Annotated in this window: 19 protein-coding genes; 13 read left to right on the top strand and 6 right to left on the bottom strand. The window is 71.9% G+C overall.

Annotation, left to right across the window (positions count from 1 at the left end; translation table 11 throughout):
* The first annotated feature begins 126 nt into the window (after nt 1-126).
* The 5 genes from AC0NH5_RS39565 (at nt 127) to ppc (ending at nt 9,596) form a co-directional block, all read left to right on the top strand.
* Nucleotides 127-1,899 (top strand): hydrogenase maturation protein, encoded by a 1,773-nt coding sequence (locus tag AC0NH5_RS39565; protein ID WP_474412956.1) that lies wholly within the window; start codon nt 127-129, stop codon nt 1,897-1,899.
* Nucleotides 1,900-1,903: 4 nt separating this feature from the next.
* On the top strand, nt 1,904-3,700 hold the full coding sequence (locus AC0NH5_RS39570) for a glycosyltransferase family 2 protein (RefSeq protein WP_474412958.1): 1,797 nt from the start codon (nt 1,904-1,906) through the stop codon (nt 3,698-3,700).
* A complete protein-coding gene (glxA, locus tag AC0NH5_RS39575; RefSeq protein ID WP_474412960.1) occupies nt 3,697-5,649 on the top strand; it encodes a radical copper oxidase GlxA in 1,953 nt (650 codons plus the stop codon). Before AC0NH5_RS39570 ends, glxA begins: the two co-directional genes overlap by 4 nt.
* A 3-nt stretch (nt 5,650-5,652) precedes the next feature.
* Complete coding sequence (locus AC0NH5_RS39580; protein ID WP_474412962.1) at nt 5,653-6,675, top strand: glycoside hydrolase family 6 protein; 1,023 nt, start codon at nt 5,653-5,655, stop codon at nt 6,673-6,675.
* A 125-nt stretch (nt 6,676-6,800) separates the two neighbouring features.
* Nucleotides 6,801-9,596 carry a phosphoenolpyruvate carboxylase gene (gene ppc / locus AC0NH5_RS39585; protein WP_474412964.1) on the top strand — a complete coding sequence of 932 codons (2,796 nt, stop codon included), beginning with the start codon at nt 6,801-6,803 and terminating at the stop codon, nt 9,594-9,596.
* A 526-nt stretch (nt 9,597-10,122) separates the two neighbouring features.
* On the opposite strand, the gene AC0NH5_RS39590 is transcribed toward ppc, so the two are convergent.
* The 6 genes from AC0NH5_RS39590 to AC0NH5_RS39615 form a co-directional block, all read right to left on the bottom strand.
* Nucleotides 10,123-10,833 carry an ABC transporter permease gene (locus AC0NH5_RS39590; RefSeq protein WP_474412966.1) on the bottom strand — a complete coding sequence of 237 codons (711 nt, stop codon included), beginning with the start codon at nt 10,831-10,833 and terminating at the stop codon, nt 10,123-10,125.
* The gene (locus tag AC0NH5_RS39595) at nt 10,833-11,783 is read right to left on the bottom strand and encodes an ABC transporter ATP-binding protein (protein ID WP_474412968.1); all 951 of its coding nucleotides are present in this window, start codon (nt 11,781-11,783) and stop codon (nt 10,833-10,835) included. The genes AC0NH5_RS39590 and AC0NH5_RS39595 overlap by 1 nt, the downstream gene beginning before the upstream one ends.
* Nucleotides 11,780-12,646: an ABC transporter permease gene (locus AC0NH5_RS39600; RefSeq protein ID WP_474412970.1), complete on the bottom strand. Its 867-nt coding sequence runs from the start codon at nt 12,644-12,646 to the stop codon at nt 11,780-11,782. The genes AC0NH5_RS39595 and AC0NH5_RS39600 overlap by 4 nt, the downstream gene beginning before the upstream one ends.
* Nucleotides 12,639-13,553, bottom strand: coding sequence for an ABC transporter ATP-binding protein (locus tag AC0NH5_RS39605; RefSeq protein ID WP_474412972.1), 915 nt, complete (start codon nt 13,551-13,553; stop codon nt 12,639-12,641). Before AC0NH5_RS39605 ends, AC0NH5_RS39600 begins: the two co-directional genes overlap by 8 nt.
* Nucleotides 13,554-13,595: 42 nt before the next feature.
* Entirely contained in the window at nt 13,596-14,834 is a 1,239-nt protein-coding gene (locus AC0NH5_RS39610; RefSeq protein WP_474412974.1) for an acyltransferase family protein, read from the bottom strand.
* A 76-nt stretch (nt 14,835-14,910) separates the two neighbouring features.
* The gene (locus tag AC0NH5_RS39615; protein WP_474412976.1) at nt 14,911-16,347 is read right to left on the bottom strand and encodes a glycosyl hydrolase; all 1,437 of its coding nucleotides are present in this window, start codon (nt 16,345-16,347) and stop codon (nt 14,911-14,913) included.
* Nucleotides 16,348-16,527: 180 nt separating this feature from the next.
* On the opposite strand from AC0NH5_RS39615, the gene cysC reads away from it, so the two are divergent.
* From cysC to AC0NH5_RS39655, 8 genes are all read left to right on the top strand, one after another.
* Nucleotides 16,528-18,048, top strand: coding sequence for an adenylyl-sulfate kinase (cysC, locus tag AC0NH5_RS39620; RefSeq protein WP_474412978.1), 1,521 nt, complete (start codon nt 16,528-16,530; stop codon nt 18,046-18,048).
* An 84-nt stretch (nt 18,049-18,132) separates the two neighbouring features.
* Nucleotides 18,133-19,830 (top strand): Wzz/FepE/Etk N-terminal domain-containing protein, encoded by a 1,698-nt coding sequence (locus AC0NH5_RS39625; RefSeq protein ID WP_474412980.1) that lies wholly within the window; start codon nt 18,133-18,135, stop codon nt 19,828-19,830.
* Nucleotides 19,827-21,194: an O-antigen ligase family protein gene (locus AC0NH5_RS39630; RefSeq protein WP_474412982.1), complete on the top strand. Its 1,368-nt coding sequence runs from the start codon at nt 19,827-19,829 to the stop codon at nt 21,192-21,194. Before AC0NH5_RS39625 ends, AC0NH5_RS39630 begins: the two co-directional genes overlap by 4 nt.
* Nucleotides 21,191-22,420 (top strand): hypothetical protein, encoded by a 1,230-nt coding sequence (locus AC0NH5_RS39635; RefSeq protein ID WP_474412984.1) that lies wholly within the window; start codon nt 21,191-21,193, stop codon nt 22,418-22,420. The genes AC0NH5_RS39630 and AC0NH5_RS39635 overlap by 4 nt, the downstream gene beginning before the upstream one ends.
* A gap of 5 nt (nt 22,421-22,425) precedes the next feature.
* Entirely contained in the window at nt 22,426-23,304 is an 879-nt protein-coding gene (locus tag AC0NH5_RS39640) for a sulfotransferase domain-containing protein (RefSeq protein ID WP_474412986.1), read from the top strand.
* On the top strand, nt 23,301-24,836 hold the full coding sequence (locus AC0NH5_RS39645) for a lipopolysaccharide biosynthesis protein (protein WP_474412988.1): 1,536 nt from the start codon (nt 23,301-23,303) through the stop codon (nt 24,834-24,836). Before AC0NH5_RS39640 ends, AC0NH5_RS39645 begins: the two co-directional genes overlap by 4 nt.
* A complete protein-coding gene (locus tag AC0NH5_RS39650; RefSeq protein ID WP_474412990.1) occupies nt 24,833-25,567 on the top strand; it encodes a methyltransferase domain-containing protein in 735 nt (244 codons plus the stop codon). Before AC0NH5_RS39645 ends, AC0NH5_RS39650 begins: the two co-directional genes overlap by 4 nt.
* Nucleotides 25,560-26,555, top strand: coding sequence for a glycosyl hydrolase (locus AC0NH5_RS39655; protein WP_474412992.1), 996 nt, complete (start codon nt 25,560-25,562; stop codon nt 26,553-26,555). The genes AC0NH5_RS39650 and AC0NH5_RS39655 overlap by 8 nt, the downstream gene beginning before the upstream one ends.
* Nucleotides 26,556-26,669: the final 114 nt, after the last annotated feature.

A 26,669-nucleotide genomic window follows, 5' to 3' on the forward strand; every position in this document is an offset into this window, starting at 1 on the left:
AGCTTAGTCCGCCCCTCCGACAACTCCGGCGGCCCGAGGGTTATCGCACAGCATGTCCGACATAGGTGCTGAGCGATCGTGAAAAAGTGCCGGTTCGGTGTGAGCACGTCATCGGGGAGGCAACACGTGCGGATCCTGCTGTTGGTCTCGGCGTTCAACGGGCTGAGCCAGCGCGTGTGGTGTGCCCTGCGGGAGGCGGGACACGACGTCGGGGTGCTGCTGGCGACGAGCGGCCCGGCGATCGTCGACGGCGTGCGCGCCGCCGACCCGGAGCTGGTCATCTGCCCCTACCTCAAGGACCGGGTGCCGGCGCAGGTCTGGCAGCAGCGGCGCACCGTGATCATCCACCCCGGCCCGGTGGGTGACCGGGGCCCGTCCTCGCTGGACTGGGCGATCGCCGACAGCGTGCCGGTCTGGGGCGTCACGGCGCTGCAGGCGGTCGAGGAACTGGACGCCGGGCCCATCTGGGCCACCCGCACGTTCCCGATGCCGGCCGTCGCGCCCCGCAAGTCGGCGCTCTACACCGGGCCGGTCTCGGACGCGGCGCTGGAGTGCGTCTTCGAGGTGGTCGCGAAGGCCGCGGACCCGGCGTTCGTGCCGGTGCCGGCGCAGGACGTGCCGACCGAGGCGCCCGGCGCCCGGGCGCGCCCGATGATGCGGCAGGCCGACCGGGCCTTCGACTGGGCCGAGCCGGCCGAGACCATCCTGCGCCGGATCCGGGCCGCGGACTCCTCGCCCGGCGTGCGCACCGAGGTGGGCGGGCTCGATGTGTACGCCTACGACGCGCACCTCGGCCTGGCCCGCGGCGGGCGTCCCGGCACGATCCTCAGCCGCCGCCAGGGCGCGGTGCTGGTCGCCACCGGCGACGGCAGCCTCTGGCTCGGGCACCTGCGCCCGGCCGCCGAGGGCGGGATCAAACTGCCCGCCACTACGGTGCTCGGCGCGCGGCTGCGCGGGGTCCCGAACTCACCGGTGGGCCCCGAGGCCGACCCGGAGACGGCGGGGGCGTACCGGCAGATCCGCTATCGGCGCACCGGCGCGGTCGGCTGGCTGCACTTCGACTTCTACAACGGCGCGATGGCGCCCGGTCACTCGCGGCGGCTGCTGGCCGGCCTGCGCCACGCGATCGCCCAGGACACCCGGGTGCTGGTGCTGCGCGGTGGCACCGAGGCGTTCAGCAACGGCATCCACCTCAACGTGATCGAGGGGGCGGCGGATCCGGCCGGCGCGGCGTGGGCCGGCATCAAGGCCATCAACGCGGTGTGCCGGGAGATCATCACGTGCACCCAGCAACTGGTGGTGGCCGCCTACGCCGGCAGTGCCGGCGCCGGTGGCGTCATGCTCGGGCTCGGCGCGGACATCGTCGCGGCCCGGGACGGGATCGTGCTGAACCCGTACTACGACATCGGCCTGTTCGGCTCGGAGCTGCACACCTTCACCCTGCCGCGGCGGGCCGGCGCGGACGGGGCGCAACGACTGATCGACGACAGGCTGCCGGTCAGCGCCGCGCAGGCGGCCCGGCTCGGCCTGGTGGACGAGGTCGGACCACGGCACCCGGAGGCGTACGCCCAATGGCTCTCCGCTCTGGCCGGGCACCACAGCGACGGGCGCACCGCGCGCAAGCGACGCTCGGCCAAGGCGAGGCGGCTCGCCGCCGAACAGATCCCGCTGGACGTGTACGAGACCCGCGAACTCGCCGAGATGAGCCGCGACATCTACACCGACCGCTCCGGTTTCGCCGCCGCCCGCCGCGCCTTCGTCCGCAAGCTCCGGCCGGACGGCACACCGCGGCACCTGCTGTTCGCGGCCAACGCCGGTCCGGCGGTGGCCAGGACCCGGTCCACGAACGCGGGACCGTCGAAACCGCCGCTGCGCCCGGCCGTCCCGGTGTCGGCCTGATCAGATGAGCATTCTGCACACCCCGGGTTCCGGGGCGACTCCCCCTGCCCACGACCGTCCCGTCCCGCAGCAGCGTCCGCCGGTCGGCCGCGCGCCGATGCCCAGCGACCAGGTCGGCAGCACGCTGATCATGGACACGCAGTTCGAGTACAGCGCGTACAGCGTGCTCGCCGGGCCGGCCGAGCAGCCGGCCGAGGGTGAGCCGTACCGGGTGCGGATGCGGCCGCTGGCCCGCAGCCGTCCGATCCGGACCCTGCTGATCACGCTGTTCGCGTTCTGCTTCGAGGCGACCTTCTTCGGCTGGCTCGTCGCCTCGATCGAGCTGCCCGACCAGCGCCTGCACACGATCCTCTACCTGGCCACCGTCTTCATGATCGGCGCGACCGCGGCGATCGAGCTGTTCCGCCTGGTCAACGTCGTGACGTTGTGCCTGTCCACGCTCTGGGCCCGGGACCCGGTGCCGGTGGTGCCGGACACCGGGACGCGGGTCGCGTTCCTGACCACGATCGTGCCCGGCAAGGAGCCGATCGCGATGGTGGAGAAGACGCTGCGGGCGGCACGCAAGATCCGGTACGCCGGCCACTACGACGTCTGGCTGCTCGACGAGGGCGACGACCCGGTGGTGCGGCTGATGTGCCGGCGGCTCGGCGTGAAGCACTTCAGCCGGCGTGGGCGCGCGGAGTACAACACGCCGGCCGGGGCGTACAAGGCGAGGACCAAGCACGGCAACTACAACTCCTGGCTGGACGCGCACGGCGATTCCTACGACGTCTTCGTCTCGGTCGACCCGGACCACGTGCCGGCCCCGAACTTCTGCGAACGGCTGCTCGGCTACTTCCGCGACCCGGACGTGGCGTTCGTGGTCGGCCCGCAGATCTACGGCAACTACGACGACGTGATCACCCGCTGGGCCGAGTCGCAGCAGTACCTGTTCCACTCGCTGCTCCAGCGGGCCGGCAACATGCGCGGCATCGCGATGCTGGTCGGCACCAACAACGCGGTCCGGATCGCGGCGCTGAAGTCGATCGGCGGCCTCCAGGACTCGATCACCGAGGACATGGCGACGAGCCTGACGGTGCACGCCGGGACGAACCCGGCCACCGGCGGGCGGTGGCGCTCGGTCTACACCCCCGACGTGCTCGCCGTGGGTGAGGGCCCGTCCTCGTGGACCGACTACTTCACCCAGCAGCACCGGTGGTCGCGGGGCACCGACGAGGTCTGGGCCGGCGGGTTCCTCCGGCAGGTCCGGCGACTGGGCTTCCGCCGGTCGCTGCACTACGCGCTGCTGATGTCGTACTACCCGCTCACCGCGGCCGCCTGGCTGCTGGGCGTGGCGAACGCGGCCGCCTTCCTGTTGCTCGGCGCGAAGGGCGTACAGGTGCCGGGCGAGGTCTGGTTGATGCTCTATGTGGACGCCGCGCTGTTCCAGGTCGGGTTGTACCTGTTCAACCGCAGGCACAACGTGAGCCCGCACGAAGGCTCCGGCTCCTCCGGTCTGTCCGGGATGCTCGCGTCCACTTTGTGCACGCCGATCTACGTCTCGTCCTTTCTCGCCGCGATCCTGCGTCGGCGCAGCGGTTTCGTCGTTACCCCGAAGGGCGACTCGACCAGCCCGGACCGGCTCGCCACGTTCGCGCCCGGGTTGCGCTGGGCCGCCCTGTACGCCGCGATGCTCGCCGTCGCGCCGTTCTTCGGCCACGTCGACCCGGCCATGTACGCCTGGCCCGCCCTGAACCTGGTCATCTGCCTGGCCCCGATGACCCTATGGCTGTACCAACGTCGAAAGGATCCCCACGCATGAAGCCCCGCTCGCGTCCCACCCTCGCTCGCCGTCTGGTGAGCGGTCTGGCCACGCTGGTGGTGCTCGCCGGAGTGGCGGTCGCCAACCGCCCGATGGTCGCGGTCGCCTCCGAGGCGCTGCACACGTACCAGATCAACCGTGAGTCCTACAAGAAGAAGTACGGCCACTGGGCCCGCCTCCCGGTGCCCCGTGGTTTCCGGGTCAACGCCATCCACGCCGCGCTGCTGCACACCGGGAAAGTGCTGATCATCGCGGGCAGCGGCAACAACCGGGACGCCTTCGAGGAGAAGTCGTTCCGCACCGTGCTCTTCGACCCGGGCACCGAGAAGTTCACCGAGGTGCACACGCCGACAGACGTGTTCTGCGCCGGGCACACCTTCCTGCCCGACGGCAACCTGCTGGTGGCCGGCGGCACCAAGTCGTACGAGGTGCTCGAGGCGGACGTGGATCACGCGGCCGGCGTCATGAAGATCAAGAACGAGTCGCCGGACCACGGTGACCGGGTCTTCGAGAAGGGCACCCGGCTGCTGTCGCCGACCGGCCGGGCATATCTGACCAGGTCCAGGGTGACCGTCCCGGCGGCCCGGAAGATGACACACGGCGCGCACACGATGGTGCACGCCGGCCAGACCGAGGTCTGGGTGGACGCCGAGCAGAAGGGCGACGGCGCGGTCGTCCGGGACCCGGCGCAGTACACCATCGACGGGCTGACCGGCGCGGACGCCCGCAACCTCTACGGCGTGGCCGACAAGATCACCAGGGAGAAGCAGGAGTACGGGGGCGACAAGACCTCGTACGAGTTCGACCCGGTGGCGGAACGGTACGTGAAGACCGGGAGCATGCGGGACCACCGCTGGTATCCCACCCTGATCGGGCTCACCAACGGCGAGGTGCTGGCCGTCTCCGGGCTCGACCAGTTCGGCCGGATCCTGCCCGGCCGCAACGAGCGGTACCTGCCGAAGGAGCGCCGCTGGGTCAGCGCGCCCGAGCTCAAGCGCTATTTCCCCACCTATCCCAGCCTGCACATGATGGCCGACGGCCAGGTCTTCTACTCCGGGTCGAACGCGGGGTACGGCTCGGACACCGAGGGCCGCACCCCGGGCGTCTGGGACGTCCGGAAGAACCGGTTCCGCACCGTCCCCGGCCTGCGCGACCCGCGGATGACCGAGACCAGCTCGTCGATCCTGCTCCCGCCGGCACAGGACCAGAGGGTGATGATCCTCGGCGGCGGCGAGATCGGTGAGTCGCCGATCTCCACGGCCCGCACCGACATCATCGACCTGGACGAGAAGAAGCCGGCGTACCGGCCCGGGCCGGATCTGCCGAAGCCGGCCCGGTACCTCTCCACGGTCCTGCTGCCGGACGACACGGTGTTCACCACCGGCGGGTCGTCCGGGTACCGAGGTGGGCCCTACCAGGGCAAGCCGCGCAGCGACCTGTTCAACTCGCAGATCTACCGGCCGGCCGCGAACGCCTTCGCCCGGACCGCCGACTCGACGGTGGGCCGCAACTATCACTCCGAGGCGATCCTGCTGCCGGACGGCCGGGTGATCACGCTCGGCGGTGACCCGCTCTACGACGCGACCGGCAAGAACGCCGGCACGTTCGAGCAGCGCATCGAGGTGTTCAGCCCGCCCTATCTGTTCCAGGGCGGCAAGCGGCCGGCGATCACCGGCGGACCGCGGGAGGTCGAACGGGCCAAGGCCGCCTCGTTCACCACCCCGGACGCCGCCCGGATCCGGTCGGCGCGGTTGATCCGGCCCAGCTCGGTCACCCACGTGACCGACACTGATCAGCGATCGGTCGCCGTGGACCTGAAGCGGGAGGCGGACCGCATCACGATCACCGTGCCGGAGCGACCGGGTCTGGCGCCCGCCGGCTGGTACATGCTGTTCCTCGTGGACGACCGGGGTGTGCCGTCCGTGGCGCGCTGGGTGCGGGTGCACTGACCGATGCCCCGCCACCTCCGGGTGGGCCGCCGTCGCCGGCGGTCCACCCTGCTCGCTGTGCTGCTCTGCGCCACGGCCGGCGGCGTGCTCCTGCAGGACCGGGAGCCGGCGCCGGCGGTCCGGGTCCCGGAGACCGCCGGCACCGCCTACCCCGGCCTCTACGTCGACCCGAACGGCGCCGCGGCCGACCAGGTCCGGGCCCTCGAACGCGCCGGCCGCCGGGCCGAGGCGGCGATCCTGCGGCGGATCGCCGACCGGCCGGCCGCAACCTGGTTCACCGACGCCGGGCCCGGCCATCAGCTGCGGGCACGACGGCTGGTGCACGCGGCCCGGGCGAACAACCGGGTGCCGGTGCTGGCGCTCTACTACATCCCGCACCGGGACTGCGGCAGCCATTCGAAGGGCGGCGCCCCGAACGCCCGGGCGTACCGGGCCTGGATCACCAGCCTGGCCGCGGCGCTGCGCGGCTATCGCGCCCTGGTCGTCCTGGAGCCGGACGCGGTGCCGCAGGCGGTGCGGCGGGGTTGCCTGCGCCCGCGCGCCGCCGCCGAGCGGTACGCCCTGCTCTCCTACGCGGTGGCCACCCTCCAGGCACTGCCCGGGGTCACGGTGTACCTGGACGCCGGGAACCCGACGTGGATCACGGCCGCCCGGATCGCGCCCGCGCTGCGCCGCGCCGGCGTCACGAGGGCCCGCGGCTTTGCGCTCAACGTCGCCAACTTCGAGACCACCACCGACAACCTCCGGTACGGCACCCAGCTGTCCCGCCTGCTCGGCGGCCGGCGTTTCGTCATCGACACCAGCCGCAACGGCAACGGGCCGGCGCGGCGGGGCCCCGGTGACGCGCACTGGTGCAACCCGCCGGGACGACGGCTCGGGGTGGCGCCGACCCTGCGGACCGGGCATCCGCTCGCGGACGCGTACCTCTGGGTGAAGCGCCCCGGCGAGTCGGACGGCGCCTGCCGCGCGGGGCAGCCACCGGCAGGTCAGTGGTACCCCGCCTATGCCATGGCCCTCGCCGGGTGACCGCCGGCGCGCCCGGCGCGCATGAGACTCTTGACTCAATTCACCCCCCGGCAGGGGTACGCCGATACGATCGGCGAAGTCGGGACAGCGCCGTCCTGGAGCCATCCGAGCGAAGGAGCGCCCCGATGTCCGACCAGCCTGCCCACCTCGACCGAGAGGGTTCCGACGCCGCGTTACGCGCCGACATCCGCCGGATCGGCACGCTACTCGGTCAGACCCTGGCCCGGCAGGAGGGCCGCCCCCTGCTCGACCTGGTCGAGGAGATCCGTGCCCTGGTCCGCCAGGACGCCACGGCGGCCGCCGACCGGCTCGCCGCCATGGACATCACCACCGGCACCAAGCTGGCGCGGGCCTTCTCCACCTACTTCCACCTCGCCAACATCACCGAGCAGGTGCACCGGGCCCGCGACCTGCGGCGCCGCCGCGCCAAGCTGGGCGGCTGGCTGGACCAGGCCGCCGAGCGGATCGCCGAGAAGGGCCTGCCCGCCGACGAGATCGCCGCGGCCGCCCGCCGACTCGCGGTCCGCCCGGTCTTCACCGCGCACCCCACCGAGGCCGCCCGCCGCTCGATCCTGTCGAAGCTGCGCCAGGTCGCCGACTCGCTCGACGCCGAGTCCGCCGCCGCCGCGCTGTACGGCGCCACCGACACCACCGCCTCGACCAAGCGGTTCGGCGAACTGATCGACCTGCTCTGGCAGACCGACGAGCTGCGCCTGGACCGGCCGGACCCGACCGACGAGGCGCGCAACGCGGTCTACTACCTCAAGGACCTGTACGCCGACGCCGCTCCGCAGGTCCTCGACGATCTGGCCGAGACGCTGCGCCGGCTCGGCGTGGAGACCGCCCCGACCTCCCGGCCGCTCACCTTCGGCACCTGGATCGGTGGCGACCGCGACGGCAACCCGTTCGTCACCCCGGCGGTCACCCGGGACGTCCTGCTGATCCAGCACGAGCACGGCATCCAGGCCACCGACAAGGCGATGGACCTGCTGATCGACGAGCTGTCGGTGTCCCGCCGGCTGCGCGGCGTCTCGCTCGACCTGTCCGCCAGCCTCGCCCAGGACCTGGACAACCTCCCGGAGATCGCGTCCCGGTTCCGCCGGGTCAACGCCGAGGAGCCGTACCGGCTGAAGGCCCGGGCCATCAAGGCGAAGCTGTCCAACACCCGCAAGCGGCTGCAGAGCGGCACCCCGCACGTGCCCGGCCGCGACTACCTGGGCAGCGACGAGCTGATCGCCGACCTGGAGCTGATGCGGGCATCGCTGGCCCGCAACTCCGGTCAGCTGTCCGCGGTCGGTGTGGTGGCCACCGCGATCCGCCAGGCGTCCGCGTTCGGCCTGCAGCTGGCCACCCTCGACGTGCGCGAGCACGCCGAGAAGCACCACGAGGTGCTCCAGCAGATGTACACGCAGGTCGGCGAGGTCGACGACTACGCCACCCTGGACCGGGCGGACCGCACCAAGCTGCTCGCCGAGGAACTCACCGGGCGGCGGCCGCTGTCCAGCGCCGACACCCCGCTCACCGACTCGGCCCGCAAGACGTTCGACGTGTTCCACACCATCCGGGAGTCGCAGGACCGGTTCGGCGCGGACGTCATCGAGTCGTACATCATCTCGATGACCCTCGGCGTCGACGACGTGCTCGCCGCCGCGGTGCTCGCCCGCGAGGCCGGCCTGATCGACATCCACACCGGCCGCGCCCGGATCGGCATCGTCCCGCTGCTGGAGACCCCGGCCGAGCTGGACGCCGGCGGCGAGCTGCTGGACGAGATGCTGTCGCTCCCGGCGTACCGGGAGATCGTCCGGGCCCGGGGCGACCTGCAGGAGGTCATGCTCGGCTACTCGGACTCCAACAAGGAGGCCGGCATCACCACCAGCCAGTGGCGCATCCACAAGGCGCAGCGCGCGCTGCGTGACGTGGCCGCCCGGCACGGTGTCCGGCTGCGCCTGTTCCACGGCCGGGGCGGCACGGTCGGCCGTGGTGGCGGGCCCACGCACGAGGCGATCCTCGCCCAGCCGTACGGCACCCTGGACGGGGCCATCAAGGTCACCGAACAGGGCGAGGTCATCTCCGACAAGTACACGCTGCCCGCGCTGGCCCGCGAGAACCTCGAACTCACCGTCGCCGCGGTGCTCGAGGCCACCCTGCTGCACACCAGCATCCAGGTGGAGCCGGTCCGCCTGAAGGTGTGGGACTCCACCATGGACACCGCGTCGGACGCGGCGTTCCGGCAGTACCGCTCGCTCGTCGAGGACCCCGACCTGGCCGCGTACTTCTGGGCCGCCACACCCACCGAGCTGCTCGGCGCCCTGAACATCGGCTCCCGCCCGGCCAAGCGCCCCAACGCCGACGCCGGCCTCGGCGGCCTGCGCGCCATCCCGTGGGTGTTCGGCTGGACCCAGACCCGGCAGATCGTGCCCGGCTGGTTCGGCGTCGGCACCGGCCTGGCCGCCGCCCGCGCCGCCGGCCTCGGCGACGTGCTCGACGAGATGCACACCAACTGGCAGTTCTTCCGCACGTTCCTCTCGAACGTCGAGATGATGCTCGCCAAGACCGACCTGTCGATCGCCCGCCGCTACGTGGAGACCCTCGTCCCCGAGGACCTCCGCCCGATCTTCACCAAGATCGAGCAGGAGTACGCGCTGACCGTCCAGGAGGTCCTGGCGATCACCGGCGGCACCGAGCTGCTCGCCAACCAGCCCGAGCTCAACCGCACGCTGAACGTTCGCGACACCTACCTGGAGCCGCTGCACCACCTCCAGGTGGCGCTGCTCCGCCAGTACCGCGACCTGGGCGAAGCCGCCCGCCAGATGCCGACCGCGCCGGGCGCCCGCCGCGGCCCGTCGGACTCCACGGCCCTGGAACGCGCCCTGCTCACCACGGTCAACGGCATCGCCGCCGGCATGCGCAACACCGGCTGACGGCCTTTCGCGCCGCAACCGCCCCGGGAGGTCCGCCACCCGGGGCGGTTTCTTTTCTGGTACGCACAATGCCCGGTCCCGGGGCCACCCGCGACGCAGGCGGCCGGTCCGGGCCGCGGCGCGACCGCCGGGCTGACCTGCCCACTCACCCTCACCCCACGACGCGGCGCCCACCGCACGCGGCCGCTATCGCGCGTCCCGGCCCCCACTGCGATCCCGCGCCCGGCCGCACGCGTCCCGCCCGCAGCTCACTTCCGCCTCGCCGCGTCCCGGTCCAGCCCGCTCAGCCCCGCGCCCGCTCAGCCGCGCCCCGGCCCCGTCGTGGTCCAGGCGCCAGACGCCCCGCCGAGGCCTGCCGGACGCACACGCCGACGGTCCGTGCCACAGGCCGGCCGGCCGCACGCGCAACCACCATGCGCGGCCGCCGCGGAACCACCGATCCGTTGCACGGCGCCGGCGACGGACGTGAAGCGGCCCGCCGTCCGGGGAGGGACGGCGGGCCGCGACATCGCCGATGGGTGGACCGTCAGCTGGTCTCGCCGGCGAGGCTGAAACTGCCGAGCCGGTTCACCGCCACGACCGTGCACACCACCGCGAAGACCGCGCTCATCACCGCCGCCGTGACCACCCCGACCTGTGCGTTGAGGATGTCCGTCGGCGACAGCTTGTCGGCGATGGTGATCACGTACTGCTGGATGGAGAGGACCCGGGTGCCGCTGAGGAAGTTCCCCAGCAGGCCCTCCCAGACCAGGATGTAGACCAGGCCGAGCAGGACGGGTCGCCGGGTCAGCAGGCTGAGCAGCACGAACAGTGCGGAGTAGGCGAACGAGCCGGCGACGGCTGCGACGGCCAGGGCGGCGCCGAGGGAGGCGGAGCCGGCCAGGACGCCGACCACGAAGAGCGGGATCGCCGTGGTCAGCGCGGTGGTCACGACGGCGACCCCGTATTTGGCCAGGATGATGTCGCGGCGCGGCAGCGGCTTGGTGAGGATGTGGACCAGCGTCCCGTCGTCCACTTCGGAGCCCAGCACGCCAGTGCCGACGATCAGTGCGATGACCGGCAGCACGACCGCGATGCCGAGTCCGACGATGACGGCCTGGCCCCACTGGTCGGGTGAGAGGTCGTAGGCGCGGCAGATCGCCGCCAGGCCGACGAGGAGCAGGGGCAGCGGTAGGAGCAGCAGTGCCCGGCGCCGGCCGAAGAGGCCGCGCGCCGTGATCAGAGCGACGGTCGACATCAGGCCTCCAGCAGGTAGGAGAAGACGCTCTCCAGGGACTCGTCGGAGGGCACCAGCTTGTGCAGCCGGATGCCCTGGTCCAGGGCGATGCGCGGCAGCGCGCGGGTGAAGCTGCCGTAGTCGGACGCCCGGACGGTCAGGCCGCCGGACTCGATCTCGATGCCGCTCACCGATTTCTCGCCGATCAGCGCGACTGCCAGGCGTCGGTCGTCGGAGCTGCGTACGGCGAAGACGTGCGGCCGGTTCGTCATCAGCCGGCGGATCTTGCGGTAGTCGCCGGAGGCCGCGAGCCGGCCCGCCACGATCACCTGGACCAGGCCGGCGACCTGCTCGACCTCTTCCAGGATGTGCGAGCTGAACAGGATGGTGTGGCCGTTGTCACCGAGGCGGTGCAGCAGCTCCATCATGTGCATCCGCTGGCGCGGGTCCATGCCGTTGAACGGCTCGTCGAGCAGCAGCACCCGCGGCTCGTGCACCAGGGCCGCGGCGACCCGGGTGCGCTGCCGCATGCCCTTGGAGAACGTGCCGATCCGCCGGTCGGCGGCGCTGGTCATCTCGACCAGTTCGAGGGCGCGGCGGGCGGCGCCGGCCGGGTCGGGCAGCTTCTGCATCTTGGCGCAGGCCAGCACGAACTGCTGGGCGGTGAGGAACCCGTGCACCGCCTCGCGCTCGGTGACCAGGCCGAGGTCGCGGTAGACGGCCGGGTTGCGCCAGGTCGGCCTGCCGTCGATGGTCAGCGTGCCGCGGGACGGCGCGAGGAAGCCGGCCATCATGTGCAGCACCGTGGTCTTGCCGGCGCCGTTCGGGCCGAGCAGTCCGGTGACGCCGGTGCCGAGCGACATGGAGATGTCGTTGACCGCGACGACGTTGCCGTACCACCGGGTCACGTTGGTCAGTTCGACCACGCCGGTGGTGGCGCCGGTCTCGACGGCGATGGTCTGGGTCGTCACAGCGAGGCCACCTTCCGGTAGCGGGCGAGCAGCAGCAGGAGGCAGGCGGCGATCAGGCAGACCGCCTCGATCGCATAGACCGGGCCGAAGTTGCCGATGTCGATCTCCATCTCGGAGGGTGCGTCGGCCAGCCAGGCGCCGATCCCGGCGATCAGGGTCATCGGGCTGGCCAGTCCGGCCAGCTGGTGCGCGGTGGTGGACGGCAGCACGGTCAGCACACCGAACACCGGGGTGGTGAGCAGGAAGACCGCGACGATGCCGCCGGCCGCGAAGGCCTGCTTGCCGGTCAGCGAGGCGATCAGCAGGCCGATGCTGCTGAACAGAACCGCCCAGAGCAGGCTGTAACCCCAGCCGGGGACCAGGTCGAGGAACTCGTTCCACACTCCCTGAGCGCCGTCCTTCGTGGTGAAGGCCGCACCGAGGAACATGATCAGCTGCGGCACGCCGAGCAGGAGCCACACCGCCGAGACCATGGCGGCGAACTTGGCCATCACGTAGTCAGCGGCTCGCAGCGGCCGGCTGAAGTACAGCGGCAGGGTGCCGGACCGGATGTCGCGGGACATCAGCACCGGCGCGAGGATCGCGACGAAGAAGATGATCAGCCAGCTCATCTGGTCGTCGAACTGCACGTAGGTGAAGATCACCTCGCCCAGCTGGGACCGGACCGCGGCCAGGATCACGGCGACCAGCACCATGATGCCGGCCACCCCCCACGGGAAGATCTTCGCCTTGGCGGACCGGCCGAGGCCGAACGAGGCGCGCAGCCCCTGCACATAGAGCGCGGTCAGGGCGGCGCGACGGCCGAGCCTCGGCCCCTCGTACCGCTGGTATCCGATGTCATGGATGACGCCGGTCTCAGACATCGGCGGTCTCCTTCGTGGTGAAGAGCTCGGCGACCCGGTGCCGGCGCTGGTCCAGGCGGTGCAGGGAGAGGTCCAGGTCGGCCACCGCGCGCAGAATCCGGTCGTACGACGCGTTCGAGTCCATCGGCACGAGCAGCAGCCGCCCCTCGCGGGTGACGGCCAGTCCCATCCCGGTGAGGGCGGCGGCCAGTTCGTCCGTACCGTCGCTGACCTCGACCGCGAGGACGTCGGAAGCCTCGGTCATGCTCGAGATGCGGTCGGCGCGCAACAGCCGGCCGCCCTCGATCGCGATCAGCGAGTCGCAGATCCGCTCCACCTCGCCGAGCAGGTGCGAGCAGACCACCACCGAGATGCCGAACTCGGTGCCGATCCGGTGGATCAGCGCCAGCATGGCGTCGCGGCCGGCCGGGTCGAGACCGTTGGTGGGCTCGTCGAGCAGCAGCAGGTCGGGGTCGTGCACGAGCGCCTGGGCGAGCTTGACGCGCTGCTTCATGCCGGTGGAGTAACCGCCGATCTGCCGGTAGCGCTCCTCGTAGAGGCCCACGTGGCGCAGCGCCTCGGAGGCGCGCTCCCGGGCCGCGGTGCGCGGCAGCCCGCTCATCCGGCCGAGGTGGGTGACGAACTCGGACGCCGAGACGTCGGGTGGCAGGCAGTCGTTCTCCGGCATGTAGCCGACCCGCGCACGGACCTTGTCGGTCTCGTCGACCGGGTCCAGGTCGAAGACCCGGACCGAGCCACTGCTGGGCGGCACAAGGCCGAGCATGATTTTGATGAAGGTGCTCTTACCGGCGCCGTTGGCGCCGACGAGGCCGATGACGCCTTCGTCGACTGCGACGGTCAGGTCGGCGAGGGCGGTCACCCCGCCGCCGTACGTCTTGGTGAGCGCCTCCGTAGCGATGATGGTCACCGCGTCAGCGTAGAGAGCGGTGTCATCCGACCGGATCCGGTTTTACCCCGAGACGCCCCTGAGGAGTCTCAGCTCATTCTCAGGTTTCTCGCCTCCGCCGGAGCGCCGGCCGAGGCGCCGCCCGAGGCTCTGTGCGGGTAGCTCCACGAACCGGAAGACCAGGTGGGCGACGAGCAGGACCACCGTGAGATAGCCGGCCAGGCCCAGCACCTGGACCGGAAGCGGCTGCTCGGTGATGTCCGGCAGCACCTTCACATAGACCACGAGCAGCGGCAGATGCAGCAGGTACACCGAGTAGCTGATCCGGCCCAGCCACATCGCCACCGGCGGCATCGGGCGGTGCCGGAGCAGGAATCCGACAGCGAAACCGGCCGCGGCGATCAGCAGCGTGGTGATCCAGACCCGCCGGCTCTGCCCCGGCGTCAGGTACAGCCAGCCGCCGGCCACCCAGCAGGCCGTCACGAATGCCAGGGCCGCCGCGCCGAACACCTTGGACGTCTGCGACTGGTGCATCCGGTAGATCACTGTGCCGGCGAACATCACTGCCATCAGCAGCAGCGTCTGCCAGGTGTCGCGGGCCGTCGACTGGCCGCCGTTGACCAGCGGGATCAGCAGCATCGACAGCCCGACGACCGAGGCCGGCACCACCAGCGAGCGGCGGCCGTCGACGGCGGCGGCGATCACCGCGATCAGGCAGACCAGGACCGTGACGGCGACCAGGTACCGCCGGTCGGTGCCGCCGGTGAGCAGGTCGCGGGGCAGGTCCGGGCCGGCGAGCAGGGCGACGCCGGCGGCCGACAGCGCGATCCACGCGCTGCGCCGGTGGAGACCCAGGCCGAAGAGCCCGGCCACGATCAGATAGAAGACCATCTCGTACGAGAGGGTCCAGTACACGCCGACCACGTTCGGAATGCCGAGAAGTCCCTGCGTCATGCTCAGATGCCCGAGCACGACACCCAGCGGGTCCCGGCTCAGCGGCTCCGGCACGGCCTGCACGCCGGTGACGAAGAGGGTCAGGACCAGCAGCACGGAGACGGCCCAGGCGGGATAGAGCCGGAGGATCCGGGACACCCAGAACTTGCGCAGATCGCCGTGCCGTTCCAAGGACATCGGAATCACATAGCCGCTGACCAGGAAGAACAGCACGACGCCGGACTTGCCGACGTCCACGTGCCGATGCAACTCCTGCAGGTCGGCGATGGCCCGCGGGCCGAGGTGCCACCAGACGACCGCCATGGCGGCCACTCCGCGCAAGGAGTCCAGCCATGCCATCCGTTGCATGAGTTCCTGCCCCCCGTGAGACCGACGCGGAGCAGGAACCTAGACAACCGAGATGAACAGCGGGCGTTGCCCGCGTTCAGCTGACGGCTACCTGGAAGACCGGCAGCTTGCCGAGCCTGCGGTATTCGTGCAGGCCCGCCGAGGTCTTGTCGACCGAGGAGTCCTGGCCCTTGTGGTTTCCGGGCGTCTCGAAGTGAACCATCGCCTTGATGCCGGGGAAGCTCTTGATCTGCTTGCCGACCTCCCGGTAGAACTCGGCCATGTGGCTCGGGTTCCGCTTGGAGTACCACACGCCCCACTCGGCGACCATCAGCGGCTTGCTGGGGTGCTTCTTGCGCACCCAGTTGTAGAAGCCGGGCCAGCCGGGCTTGCTCGCCGAGCGGCGGTTCAGCAGCTCGTTGAAGTCGCCGTGGCCGTACCCGGGGTCGCTGTACGAGTAGGTGTCGAACCCGATCCAGTCGACCACGTCGTTGCCCGGGTACATGTCGGTGAACCAGGACTTCGTGGTGTGCGGCACGTACGCCATGTGCACCAGCACCGTGACCACGTTGTCCGCGCCCTTGGCCCGGAGCCGCTTGACCACGTGCCGGAACATCGCGGCGTAGTCCCGGGCGGTGAAGCCGGAGCCGGGCCGCTCGCGCACCTGGTCCTCGGCCTCGTGGTGGATCGCGAAGAAGAAGCGCTCCCGGTAGTTCTTCTTCAGGTGCCGGGCGAGCCGGTCCAGAAACTCGTCGGTCCGCCGGTCCCCCTTGGCGATCTTCGCCCAGGTGGTGGTCTCCGGCTTCCAGTTGAGCAGCAGGATCCGCTTCCTCCCCGGCTCCCGGGAGATCGCGATCTCCTGCCGCGTCGGGAAGACCTGCCGGGTGCCGCTGTGGTACGCGTGGAACACCGCCTGATGCCGGCCGGTCTTGCGCTCGAACTCGGCCAGCGCCGCCGCGCTGCTCGCCTCGGTGTGCGCCCCGGGGGCGACTCCCCAGAGGATTCCGCAGGTCGGCACCAGTTTCGCCCCGGTCCGGCACTTCTTGCGCGGCTTCGCGTCCCGGGTCGGCACAAAGTCCCGGGCCGGCACGTTGAAGTCCCGGCCGGGCAGCTGGAACCGGGCCGGGGTGCCGCCGAGCAGCGGCCCGGCGAGGCCTCGGACGACCGGCGCCAGCTGGGAGCGGCGGACGGGCGCGGTGGGATCGGGCAAGGTCGGGTCGGGCAGCCCGGGGGCCGACGCCGGCGCGGAGACCGAGGCGGGCAGCGGGCTGCTCGGTGACGACGAGGACGGCAGCAGCGGCGGATCGGGCAGCGAGGTCTCCCGCAAGGGTGAGACTCCTGGCGCCGAGCCGTTCGTCAGGGGTGGGCTCATGACCGGGATCTGCGCGCCCGGTGCCATCACGGTCGGATCGCCGGGCAGTCCGATCTGATCGACGCCACCGGTCCACGCCCAGGCGAGCGTGGCTGTCACGGACATGGCGAACGCGGTGGTCAGCGCGGCGACATGAATGAGCCGGGAACGGTTCTGTCTCACAACCGCCCAGTATTAGAGAGTCATTCCAACTTGTCCAGAAAAAACACGTTTCGAAATGATTTAGGAACTTGGCGGCTTTCGCGTTGGTCGCCAGAAGATCCGCTCCAGACCGGCGGCCCGGCTCGACCGTCGCGATCGAGGCTGCGAAACTGTCCCCCAAATCGTGTAGGGGGATTCGAAGTGAATGGTTCGGTACTGCCCGAGGACGTTCTGCGGGACGCCCCGTCCTTCACGCCGCGTCCCTACGAGCTCGCAGACCTGGAACTTCTGCTGTCCGGCGCCTACGCGCCGCTGACCGGCTTCCTGGGCCGCGCCGATCTGGCCGCGCTGGCCCGCACCGGCCGGCTCGCCGACGGCAGCCCCTGGCCGGTCCCGGTGACCTGCGAGATCCCGGCCGAGCTGGCCGCCACGCTGGACGTGACCGACCCGCGGCGCCGCACCGTGGTGCTGACCGATCTCGAGGGCGCCCCGGTGGCCGCCATCGAGGTCACCGACGTCTGGCCGACCGGCGAGCAGCGCTTCGGCATCGGCGGCCCGGTCCGCCGGATGGGCGACGGCGGGCACGGCCCGTTCCAGCGGCTGCGGCGCACCCCGGCCGAGGTCCGGGCGCTGCTCCCACCGGGCCGGGTGCTCGGCGTGATCGCCGACCGGCCGCTGCACCGGCCGCAGCTGGCGCAGATCGCGCACGCCGCCCGGACCCTCGCCGCGCACCTGCTGATCCTGATCCCGGTCAGCGGGCCCGGCCCGGACGGCCTGCCGCCGGAGTCACTGGTCCGCTCGATCTTCGCCGCCCGTGACCGGATGCCCCCGGCCACCGTGGTGGCGGTGCCGCTGCTGACCCGGCGCGACGAGATGCGCGAAGCCCTGCTGCGCGCCCGCGTCGCCCAGGCGTACGGCGTGACCCACGTCCTGTCCACCGGTGACACCCTCTCCGGCGCCGGCCTGCGGGTCCTGGTCCCGCGCGAGCTGGCGTACGACAACCGGGACGGTCAGTGGCGCTGGCGCGACGACATCCCGCCGCGCAACCGGCGCCTGGCGATGACCCCCGCCGAGATCGACGACCTGCTGGACCGGGGCTTCCCGCTGCCCGAGTGGCACACCCCGCCGGCCGTGGCCAAGGAGCTGTCCCGGGTCCGCCCGCCGCGCCGGCACCGTGGTCTCGTGGTCTTCTTCACCGGCCTCTCCGGCTCCGGCAAGTCGACCATCGCCCGCAACCTGGCCGACGCCATGCGGGAGAACGGCGAGCGGACCATCACGCTGCTCGACGGCGACGTGGTGCGCCGCGAGCTCACCGCCGGGCTGGGCTTCAGCAAGGCCGACCGGGACCGCAACGTCCGCCGGATCGCCTGGGTCGCCGCCGAGGTGGGCCGGCACCGCGGCATGGCGGTGGCCTGCCCGATCGCGCCGTACGAGGCGGCCCGCGCGGCCGCCCGGCGGATGGCGGTGGAGGCCGGCGCCGGGTTCGTCCTGGTGCACGTCGCCACGCCGCTCGAGGTCTGCGAGGCCCGCGACCGCAAGGGCCTGTACGCCCGGGCCCGCGCCGGCCAGCTCCGCGGCATGACCGGCATCGACGACCCGTACGAGGCGCCGGTGAACGCCGAGCTGACCATCGACACGACCACGATGAGCGTCGCTGAGGCGGTCGAGGTGGTGCTCGCTCACCTGGTGGAGAACGGCTGGGTGGAGCCCAAACTGACGTAGCCCATCACTCGCGGCGGGAGTACGGCGTTACGCCTCTGGGGCGAAACGCCCAAAAACTCCTCTTGGAAGGGCCGCCGAACTCTGATGGAAGCGTCTCGTCCCGCGTCCGCCGATTTCTCGCACTACCTGGGCGCTCTCCGCCGGCACTGGTGGATCGCCCTGGTGGCGACGGGTGCCGGCCTGGCCGTGGGAGCGGTCGCTACCCAGGCCATGCCGAAGGTCTACGAGTCATCCACCTCCGTCCTCGTCCAGGCCGTCGACCAGGACACCAACGCGCAGGGCGGCCGCACCAAGGGTGCGGTCAACCTCGACACCGAGGCCCAGCTCGTCGGCTCCGGCGCGGTGGCGGTGAAGGCCGCCGCCCTGATGCGCGCCGACGTGTCCCCGATCGAGCTGGCCCGCTCGGTGTCGGTGCAGGTGCCGGCGAACACCACGGTCCTGGTGATCACGTTCAAGGCGGACAGCCCGGCGGCCGCGCAGGCCGGGTCGCACTCGTTCGCCGAGGCGTACCTGCGCAACCGGGAGGAGACCGCCCGGGCGCAGCTGGACAAGCAGATCCGGTCGCTCAACCTCAAGGTGAAGCAGCTGACCGGCGCGCTCACCGGGATCAACGCGAAGCTGGCCGCCGCCGCGCCGGGCAGCTCCACGGAGAGCAACCTGCAGAGCCTGCGGAACAACTCGCAGAACCAGCTCAACTCGCTGACCGGCCGGCTCAACGAGCTGACCACGACCATGGTCGGCGGCGGCAGCATCATCAGCGACGCCCGGCTGCCGGAGAGCCCGTCCAGCCCGAACACCCTGCTCAACATCGGCACCGGCGGCATGATCGGGCTGCTGCTCGGGCTTGCCCTGGCCTACCTGCGGGAGCGCTTCGACCGGCGTCTGGTCACCGCCGCCGACGTGCGCGACCGCGGCCGCGTGCCGGTGCTCGCCGCGCTCGACGAGCGCAGCACCCCGCACTTCGACGACGTGGTCCAGCCCTACGGCCCCGGCGGCCGGGTCTTCAACCGGCTGCGCAACGAGGTGCTGGCCAGCCTGCGGGACGGCGACCAGATCATCGTGGTGACCGGGGCCAGCCGTGGCTCGGCGAGCACGCTGGTGGCGGCGAACCTCGCGGCTGCTCTGGCGCGTACCGGCAGTGATGTCGTCCTGATCGGGGCCCACCTGCCGGACAGCGTCATCGACGCCGCGCCGCTCGCCCGGATGTTGGGGGTCTCGGCCATGCCCGGTCTCTCCGACCTGCTGGCCGGGCGGGTCGGCCTGGGCCGGGCGCTGCAGCGCACACCGCGCATCCCCTCGCTGCGGGTGATCACGACCGGTGGCGCGGCCACCGCGGCCGGGCTGATGCAGTCGCAGCGGCTCCGGGACACCCTGGAGGCGCTGCGCCGGCAGAGCCAGTACGTGGTCATCGAGGCGCCGTCCACCTCCAGCAGCGCCGACGCGCAGAGCCTGGCCAGCCTCGCCGACGCCGCCATCCTCGCGGTCGAGCTGCGCCGTTCCCGGCGTCCCGCCCTGCTCGACGCCACCGAGCAGCTGCAGCGGGTCGGCACCCGGCTGCTGGGCGCGGTCGTGCTGCCCCGGCTGGCCCCGATGCGGCTCGGTGACGTGCCCGCGCCGGCCGTGACCCTGCCGCCGGTGAACCCGATGGACGCGAGCGAGGGCCCGACCCAGCAGCTGGCTTTCGCCAACCGGCAGCGGCCGGCGGCCGGTCAGGCCGAACCGGACGAGACCGCGATCATCGACCTCTCCAACGCCGGCAGCGCGGACGGCGACGACAAGTGACCACGGTCGCGGCGCCCCTGCCCGCCGGACCGGCCCACCGCACCACCAAGAACCGCACGCTGCCGTCCTGGCCGGTGGCCGGGATCCTGCTGCTCTATCCGCTGTGGTGGGCGCTCGGGCTGGGCGTGCTGATCTTCCCGCTGATGGCCGTGCCGATGCTCTTCCTGCTGCTGCGGCGCCGGGCGGCCGGGCGGCCGCTCCGGCTGCCGCCCGGCTTCGGCTGGTGGGCGATCTTCCTGCTCGCGGTGGTGGTGAGCATCGCCGCGCTGGGCGCGGACCCGCCCGGCACGGTGGTCGAGCGGGCCGGCGACCGGATGGTGGCGGTCGTCTACAAGCTCTCGATGTACCTGTCCCTGACCGTCCTGCTGCTCTACGCCGGCAACCTCACCGAGGCGGAGCTGGCCCGGCGCCGGCTGGTACGACTGCTCGGCGGCATGTTCGTGGTGACCGTGCTGGGCGGGCTGCTCGGGATGGTGGCCGGAACCTTCGAGTTCACCTCGCCGGTGGAGTGGCTGCTGCCGGCGGGGGTGCGCAGCAAGGGTTTCGTCCGCTCGCTGGTGCACCCGTACGCCGCGCAGATCATGGACCTGGTCGGCGGCGAGAAGCCCCGTCCCGCCGCCCCGTGGGGATACACGAACACCTGGGGCAACAACTTCTGCCTGCTGGCCGGTTTCCTGGTGGTCGCCGCGGGGGCGAGCCGCAGCGCCGGCAAGAAGGCGCTGGCCGTACTCTGCCTCGCGGTCTCGGTGATCCCCGCGGTGGCGTCGCTCAACCGCGGCCTCTGGATCGGCATGGGCGTGGTGATCATCTACGTCGCCGTCCGGTACGTGCTGGCCGGCCGCATCTGGATCATCGGGGCGGTGCTGGCCGCGGCCGGCCTGCTCACGGTCGCTCTGGTCGCCACCCCGCTCGGCGACACCGTGCAGGCCCGGCTGGACAACGGCAAGTCCAACGGGGTGCGATCGTTCCTGATCGACAAGGCGCTGGAGGGCTTCGCCGAGTCACCGGTGATCGGTTACGGCGGCACCCGCAACACCCTCGGCGGGCGTAACTCGATCGCTGTCGGGGAGAGCGCCGGCTGCGAGCGCTGCGGCAACTTCACGGTCGGCGGCAACGGCCAGCTGTGGCAGCTGCTCTACGCCCACGGCGCCGCCGGGACGGCCGGATATCTCGGCTTCTTCGCGTACGGGCTGTGGCGTTTCCGCCACGACCGCAGCCCCACCGGGGTGGCCGCGAGCGCCGCGCTGGTCACGTCGTTCTCGGCGATGCTCTGGTACAACTCGCTGGTCACCCCTCTGGCCTTCATGGTTCTGGCCTACGCGCTGCTCTGGCGCAACTGGATCGAGGAGGGGAGCCTCAGATGAGCCCTGTCAAGACCGCCCCCGCGGAGTTGACCGCCGACGACGCGGCCCTGCGCACCCAATATCTGACCGAGGTGCTCGGCCTGCTCTACCCGCCGCCGTGCGACACCGGCGGCGGACCCGGACCGCTGATCGCCGACTATCTGGTCGTTCCCAACGCCCGCCGCCCGCGCCTGCTGGTCCCGTCGGTCAACCCGGCCGTCGCCGCCGCCGCGGTCCGCCGGTACGCCGAGCCGCAGTCCCGGCTGGCCCGCCTCAAGCGGGACGCCGTGGTGGCCGCCGTGCACACCCGGACCAGCGGCCTGCTGTTCCGGGACCGGATCCGGGTGACCGGCCCGGTCTCGGCCGGCATCGACGGCTATCTGAGCGAGGCGCTGCGCCGGGACCTCGCGGTGAGCATCCACATCGGCCCGGCGCGCGCCAACCGCAAGCCGGTCCTCCAGCTGCTCAGCACCGAGGGCGACACGTTCGCGTTCGGCAAGCTCGGCACCGGCCCGCTCACCCGCAGCCTGGTCAAGGCCGAGACCGCGGCGCTCACCACGCTGGCCGGCACCGCGCTCAGCAAGCTGACCGTGCCCCGGGTGCTGCACGCCGGGCAGTGGCGCGGGATGGAGGTGCTGATCCAGTCGGCGCTGCCGGTGTGGCTGCCCCGGGCGCCGCTCACCCAGCGGCGACTCACCGCGGCCATGCTCGACATCGCCGGCTGCCGCGGTTACACCGTGGGGCCGCTGACCAGCAGCGCGTACTGGCAGGAGCTGCAGACCCGGCTGGCCGCGGTGGCGGACCGGCCGGAGGGCGCCGGGCTGGCCGCCGCGGTCGACGTGCTCGCCGCGCACAGCGGCGAGACCGCCCTGCGGTACGGGTCCTGGCACGGCGACTGGGCCCCGTGGAACATGGCGAACCTGGCCGACGCGCTGCTGGTCTGGGACTGGGAGCGGTTCGCCACCGGGGTGCCGATGGGCTTCGACGCGGTGCACCACGAATTGCAGCGGCGCATCCAGTCCACCGGCGACGCCCGGGAGGCGGTGGAAGCCACCATTCAGCGCGCCGACGAGCTGCTCGCCCCGTTCGGGGTGGCGCCGGTGGCCCGGGAGGTCACCGCGCTGCTGTACCTCGTCGACCTCGCCGTCCGTTACCTGACCGACCGGCAGGCCGAGGCCGGGGCCCGGCTCGGCGTGCTCGGCACGTGGCTGCTGCCGGTGCTCATCCGCCGCGTAGAGGAGCTCTAGACACCATGGACGTACGAAATCTGCCCGCACCGGTCAAGCGGGTGGTCCACCTGGGGTCCCGCTCGTACGGACGGCTCACGTCGGACAACCGGATGCTGCCGTCGTTCCTGATCTGCGGCGGGCAGCGCTGCGGCACCACCTCGCTGTACCGGGCGCTCGCCGCCCACCCGGTGGTGCTCAAGGCAGTGCTGCACAAGGGCGTGCACTACTTCGACACCGATTACCACCGCGGCCTCGACTGGTACCGCGCGCACTTCCCGCTGTTGCGTACCGCCGAGAAGGTGGCCGAGAAGTACGGCCTCCCGGCGCAGACCTTCGAGTCCAGCCCGTACTACATGTACCACCCGCAGGCGGCCGCGCGGATCGCGCGCGACCTGCCGTACGCGCGGCTGTTGGTCCTGGTGCGGGATCCGGTGGAACGCGCCTATTCCCAGCATCACCACGAGGTGGCGCGCGCCTTCGAGTCGGAGCGCGACTTCGGCGCCGCGCTGGCCCTGGAGCCGGCCCGGCTGCACCGCCAGGAGGAACGGCTCGCCACCGATCCGGGCTTCTACAGCTTCGCCCACCAGCACCACGCCTACCGGGCCCGCGGCGAGTACGCCCGATATCTGAGCGTGATGGCCCAGCACATCGGCCGGGAACGGATCCACGTGGTGGAGAGCGAGCGGTTCTTCACCGATCCGGAGAGCGTCTACGACGAGGTCTGCGCGTTCCTCGGCCTGCCCTCCGACGTGGAGCGGCCGCCGTTCGAGCAGCACAACGCACGCCCGCGGCAGAGCGACATGGACCCGGATCTGCGCCGTGAGCTGAGCGAGTACTACCAGCCGCACGACGAGGCGCTGGCGAGCTGGCTGGGGCACACCCCGGTCTGGCGCCGCGGGTGACCACGGCGACCCGGGATCCGGGACAGGCGACCCGGGGCGCGGCGCGCGGCGGGCTGGCGAACATGGCCGGCTCCGCGCTGGCCGGCGGCACCGGCGTCGTGGTGACCTGGGTCGTCGCCCGTGTCCTGGGTGCCGAGGAGGCCGGCGCCTTCTTCGCCGCCACCGCCGCGTTCGTGCTGGCCGGCGGCCTGGCCAAGCTCGGCACCAACACCGGCCTGGTGTACTGGCCGGCCCGGCTGCGGGCAACCGGCCGCAGCCACCTGCTCGGCGCGTGCCTGCGCACCGGCATCCCGCCGGTGGTCGGCCTCTCACTGTTCCTGGCCTTCGCGATGTGGGCCGGGGCGCCGGTCCTCGCCAGTTTGACCGCCGGCGAATCGGCTCATGTGGTCGCCGACCACGTCGCGGGTCTGCGGGTGCTGGCCGTCTTCCTGCCGTTGCAGGCCTTGACGGACGTGCTGCTGACGGTGACCCGCGGATATCGCAGCATGCGGCCCACTGTGCTGTTGGATCGGGTGTTGCGCAGCGGGCTGCAGCTGGCGGCGGTGAGCGCGGCGGGCGTGGCGACGCTGTGGCTGGCCGCGTCGCTGCCGGTGTTCGCGCTGGCCTGGGCGGCGCCCTACCTGCCGGTCGCGGTCCTGGCCGGCTACGCGGCACGGCGCGCGTACCTGTCCGACAAACCGGACCGAGCCCCCGATGCCGCCGAGCGGCAGGGGCTGCGCCGCGACTTCTGGCTCTTCACCGGCCCCCGCGCCGTCGCCGCCGTCGCCCAGCTGGCCCTCCAGCGCGTCGACGTGCTCCTGGTGGCGGCACTGGGCGGCCTCGCCCCGGCCGCCGTCTACGCCGTCGCCGGCCGCTTCGTGGTGCTGATCCAGTTCGCCAACCAGGGCCTCTCGCAGTCTGTCCAGCCGCGTCTCGCCGAGGCGCTGAGCACCGGCGACCGGGCCGCCGCCAACCACCTCTACCAGACCGCCACCGGCTGGCTGGTGGTGGTGACCTGGCCGATCAACCTGCTCGTGATCGCCTGCGCCCCCTATTACCTGCGGCTGTTCGGCGCGGAGTACACCACCGGTGCCCCGGTGGTGTGGGTGCTGGCCGGCGCCATGATGGTGGCGACCGGCTGCGGGATGGTCGACATGGTGCTGGCGATGGCCGGGCGCACCTCGGCCAACCTCGGCAACGTGCTGATCGCGCTGGCCGTGATGATCGGCCTGGACGCGTGGCTGATCCCGCGCTGGGGTGCGCTCGGCGCCGCGGCCGGGCTCGCCTGCGCGATGGTCGTCAACAACCTGCTGCCCCTCATCCAGGTGTACCGCGGAGCCCGCCTGCACCCGTTCGGCCCGGGCACCCGGGCCGCGGCTCTGCTGTCGACCGCCTGCTTCGGCCTGCTGCCCCTCGGCGTGACCACCGTCGCCGGGCCCGCGGGCCTTCTGCCGAGTCTCACCACCGCCGTACCCGCCTATGTCGCGGGGGTTTGGCTGCTGCGCCGCCAATTGGCGCTCAGCGCCTTCAGCACTGCTAGGGAGGACAATTGACCAGCGATTACACCCAGGTGTTCCAGGACACCGAGGCGGTCGAGAAGTACGAGAGCGTCACCTACGCGCCGGACACCTACGCCTCGCGGATCAACGACCGGCAGCGGGACTATCTCCGCGCCCTCGTGCGCCGCGAGTTCCCGGAGCATCCGCCCGTGCAGCACGACTTCGCCTGCGGCACCGGCCGGGCCATCCGCGCCCTGCACGGTCTGGTCCGCGAGGCGCACGGGTACGACACGTCCGCCGAGATGATGGCGAAGGCGGCCGACGTGGGCTCCCGGGCGTGCTGGCACCAGGTGCCGATGGACGGCCCGGTGCCGAACCCGGTGGCGGCCGGCTTCCCGGCGCTGGTCACCATGTTCCGCCTGCTGCTCAACGTCAACGAGGCGGTACGCGACCGGGCGCTGGCGTTCGCCGCCAAGGCGCTGCCGCACCGCGGATCCGGCCTGCTCGTGGTGGAGAACCACGGCAACGCCGGGTCGATCAGGCATCTGCGCGCCCGCCGGCACAACGGCGAGCGGTGGTTCGCCGAGCTCTCGCACGCCGAGGTGGAGCGGCTGCTGGCCCGGCACGGCTTCGAGATCGTGGAGCGGCGTGGCTTCTCGATGCTCACGCCGTCGCTGCACGGCCACCGGGTGGCCCGGTTCGCCGACGCGGCGGCGCGGCGGGTGCCGGGCGTGGACGGGTACGCGGTGAACGTCCTCTACACCGCCCGGCGGGTCCATGCGTAAGGGTGTCGCCGGCGCCGTCGTGGCGCTGCTGCTGCTGGCCGGCTGCTCCGAGGACGAGAAGGAGCAGCCCTCACCGTCGCCCTCCCCGGACCTCGACGGCCGCCCACGGGCGGTGGCGGTGAACCCGGGGCCGTTCGAGGCCGGTCCGTTCGAGCCGCCCGCGCAGGGCGCTTACTTCGGGGCCTGGATCAAGCCGGACGAGCTCACCCACGTCGGCCGGATCGCCGCGGTCGGCGGGCTCGAGGAGTCGCTGGGCCGGCGGCTGGACTTCATCAACACGTACCGCCGCTTCGACCAGATGATGGGCACCCCCTCGGACGAGATGTTCCTCGCCCAGGACGCCGATCTGATGATCAGCTGGGCCACCGGCGACAACCGGTCCATCCTCTCCGGCGAGCACGACGACATGATCCGCAAGCAGGCGCGGGCGATCCGGAGGATCAAGAAGCCGGTATTGCTGCGGATGCGCTGGGAGATGGACCGGCCGAACCTGCGTGCCACCATGTGGTCCGGCGCCGACTACATCGCGGCCTGGAAGTACGTCCGGGAGATCTTCCGTAAGGAACGGGCCAAGAACGTCTCCTGGGTCTGGTGCCCCACCGCCGAGGGTTTCGTCCGCGGCGACGCGCCGGACTTCTACCCCGGCGACGATCAGGTCGACTGGACCTGCGTCGACGTCTACGCCGGCACCCAGTTCCAGCCGATCGGGACGCTGATGGGACCGTTCCTGGACTGGGCCGCGCAGCGTCCCAAGCCGATCGTGATCGGCGAGTTCGGCGTCGCCAAGGCGTGGGGCTCGGCCAACCGGGCCCTCTGGCTCAAGGACGCGGAGCGCACCTTCAAGGCGAACAAGCAGATCAAGGCGGTCGCCTACTTCGAGTCCGACCCCGAGGGGAACGGGCCCAACCAGCAGTTTCAGCTGATGGGCGACAAGGCTGCCTTCGGCGCCCTCAACAAACTGGTCCGGGACCCCCACTTCAACCCCTGAACGCCGGCGTGGGGGGGGGGGGGGGGGGGGGGGGGGGGGGGGGGAAAAAAAGGAGGAGGGGGGGGGGAGGAGGAGGGGGCAGGGGGAGGGTAGGGAGGAAGAGAGACCAAAAGG

It is taken from the genome of Actinoplanes sp. 13 (assembly GCF_056134165.1).

Coding starts and splice junctions, on each gene's coding strand:
- AC0NH5_RS39570 (WP_474412958.1), top strand. CDS start 1,904: ATGAGCATTCTGCACACCCCGGGTTCCGGGGCGACTCCCCCTGCCCAC.
- glxA (WP_474412960.1), top strand. CDS start 3,697: ATGAAGCCCCGCTCGCGTCCCACCCTCGCTCGCCGTCTGGTGAGCGGT.
- AC0NH5_RS39580 (WP_474412962.1), top strand. CDS start 5,653: ATGCCCCGCCACCTCCGGGTGGGCCGCCGTCGCCGGCGGTCCACCCTG.
- ppc (WP_474412964.1), top strand. CDS start 6,801: ATGTCCGACCAGCCTGCCCACCTCGACCGAGAGGGTTCCGACGCCGCG.
- AC0NH5_RS39590 (WP_474412966.1), bottom strand. CDS start 10,833: ATGTCGACCGTCGCTCTGATCACGGCGCGCGGCCTCTTCGGCCGGCGC.
- AC0NH5_RS39600 (WP_474412970.1), bottom strand. CDS start 12,646: ATGTCTGAGACCGGCGTCATCCATGACATCGGATACCAGCGGTACGAG.
- AC0NH5_RS39610 (WP_474412974.1), bottom strand. CDS start 14,834: ATGCAACGGATGGCATGGCTGGACTCCTTGCGCGGAGTGGCCGCCATG.
- AC0NH5_RS39625 (WP_474412980.1), top strand. CDS start 18,133: ATGGAAGCGTCTCGTCCCGCGTCCGCCGATTTCTCGCACTACCTGGGC.
- AC0NH5_RS39635 (WP_474412984.1), top strand. CDS start 21,191: ATGAGCCCTGTCAAGACCGCCCCCGCGGAGTTGACCGCCGACGACGCG.
- AC0NH5_RS39640 (WP_474412986.1), top strand. CDS start 22,426: ATGGACGTACGAAATCTGCCCGCACCGGTCAAGCGGGTGGTCCACCTG.
- AC0NH5_RS39655 (WP_474412992.1), top strand. CDS start 25,560: ATGCGTAAGGGTGTCGCCGGCGCCGTCGTGGCGCTGCTGCTGCTGGCC.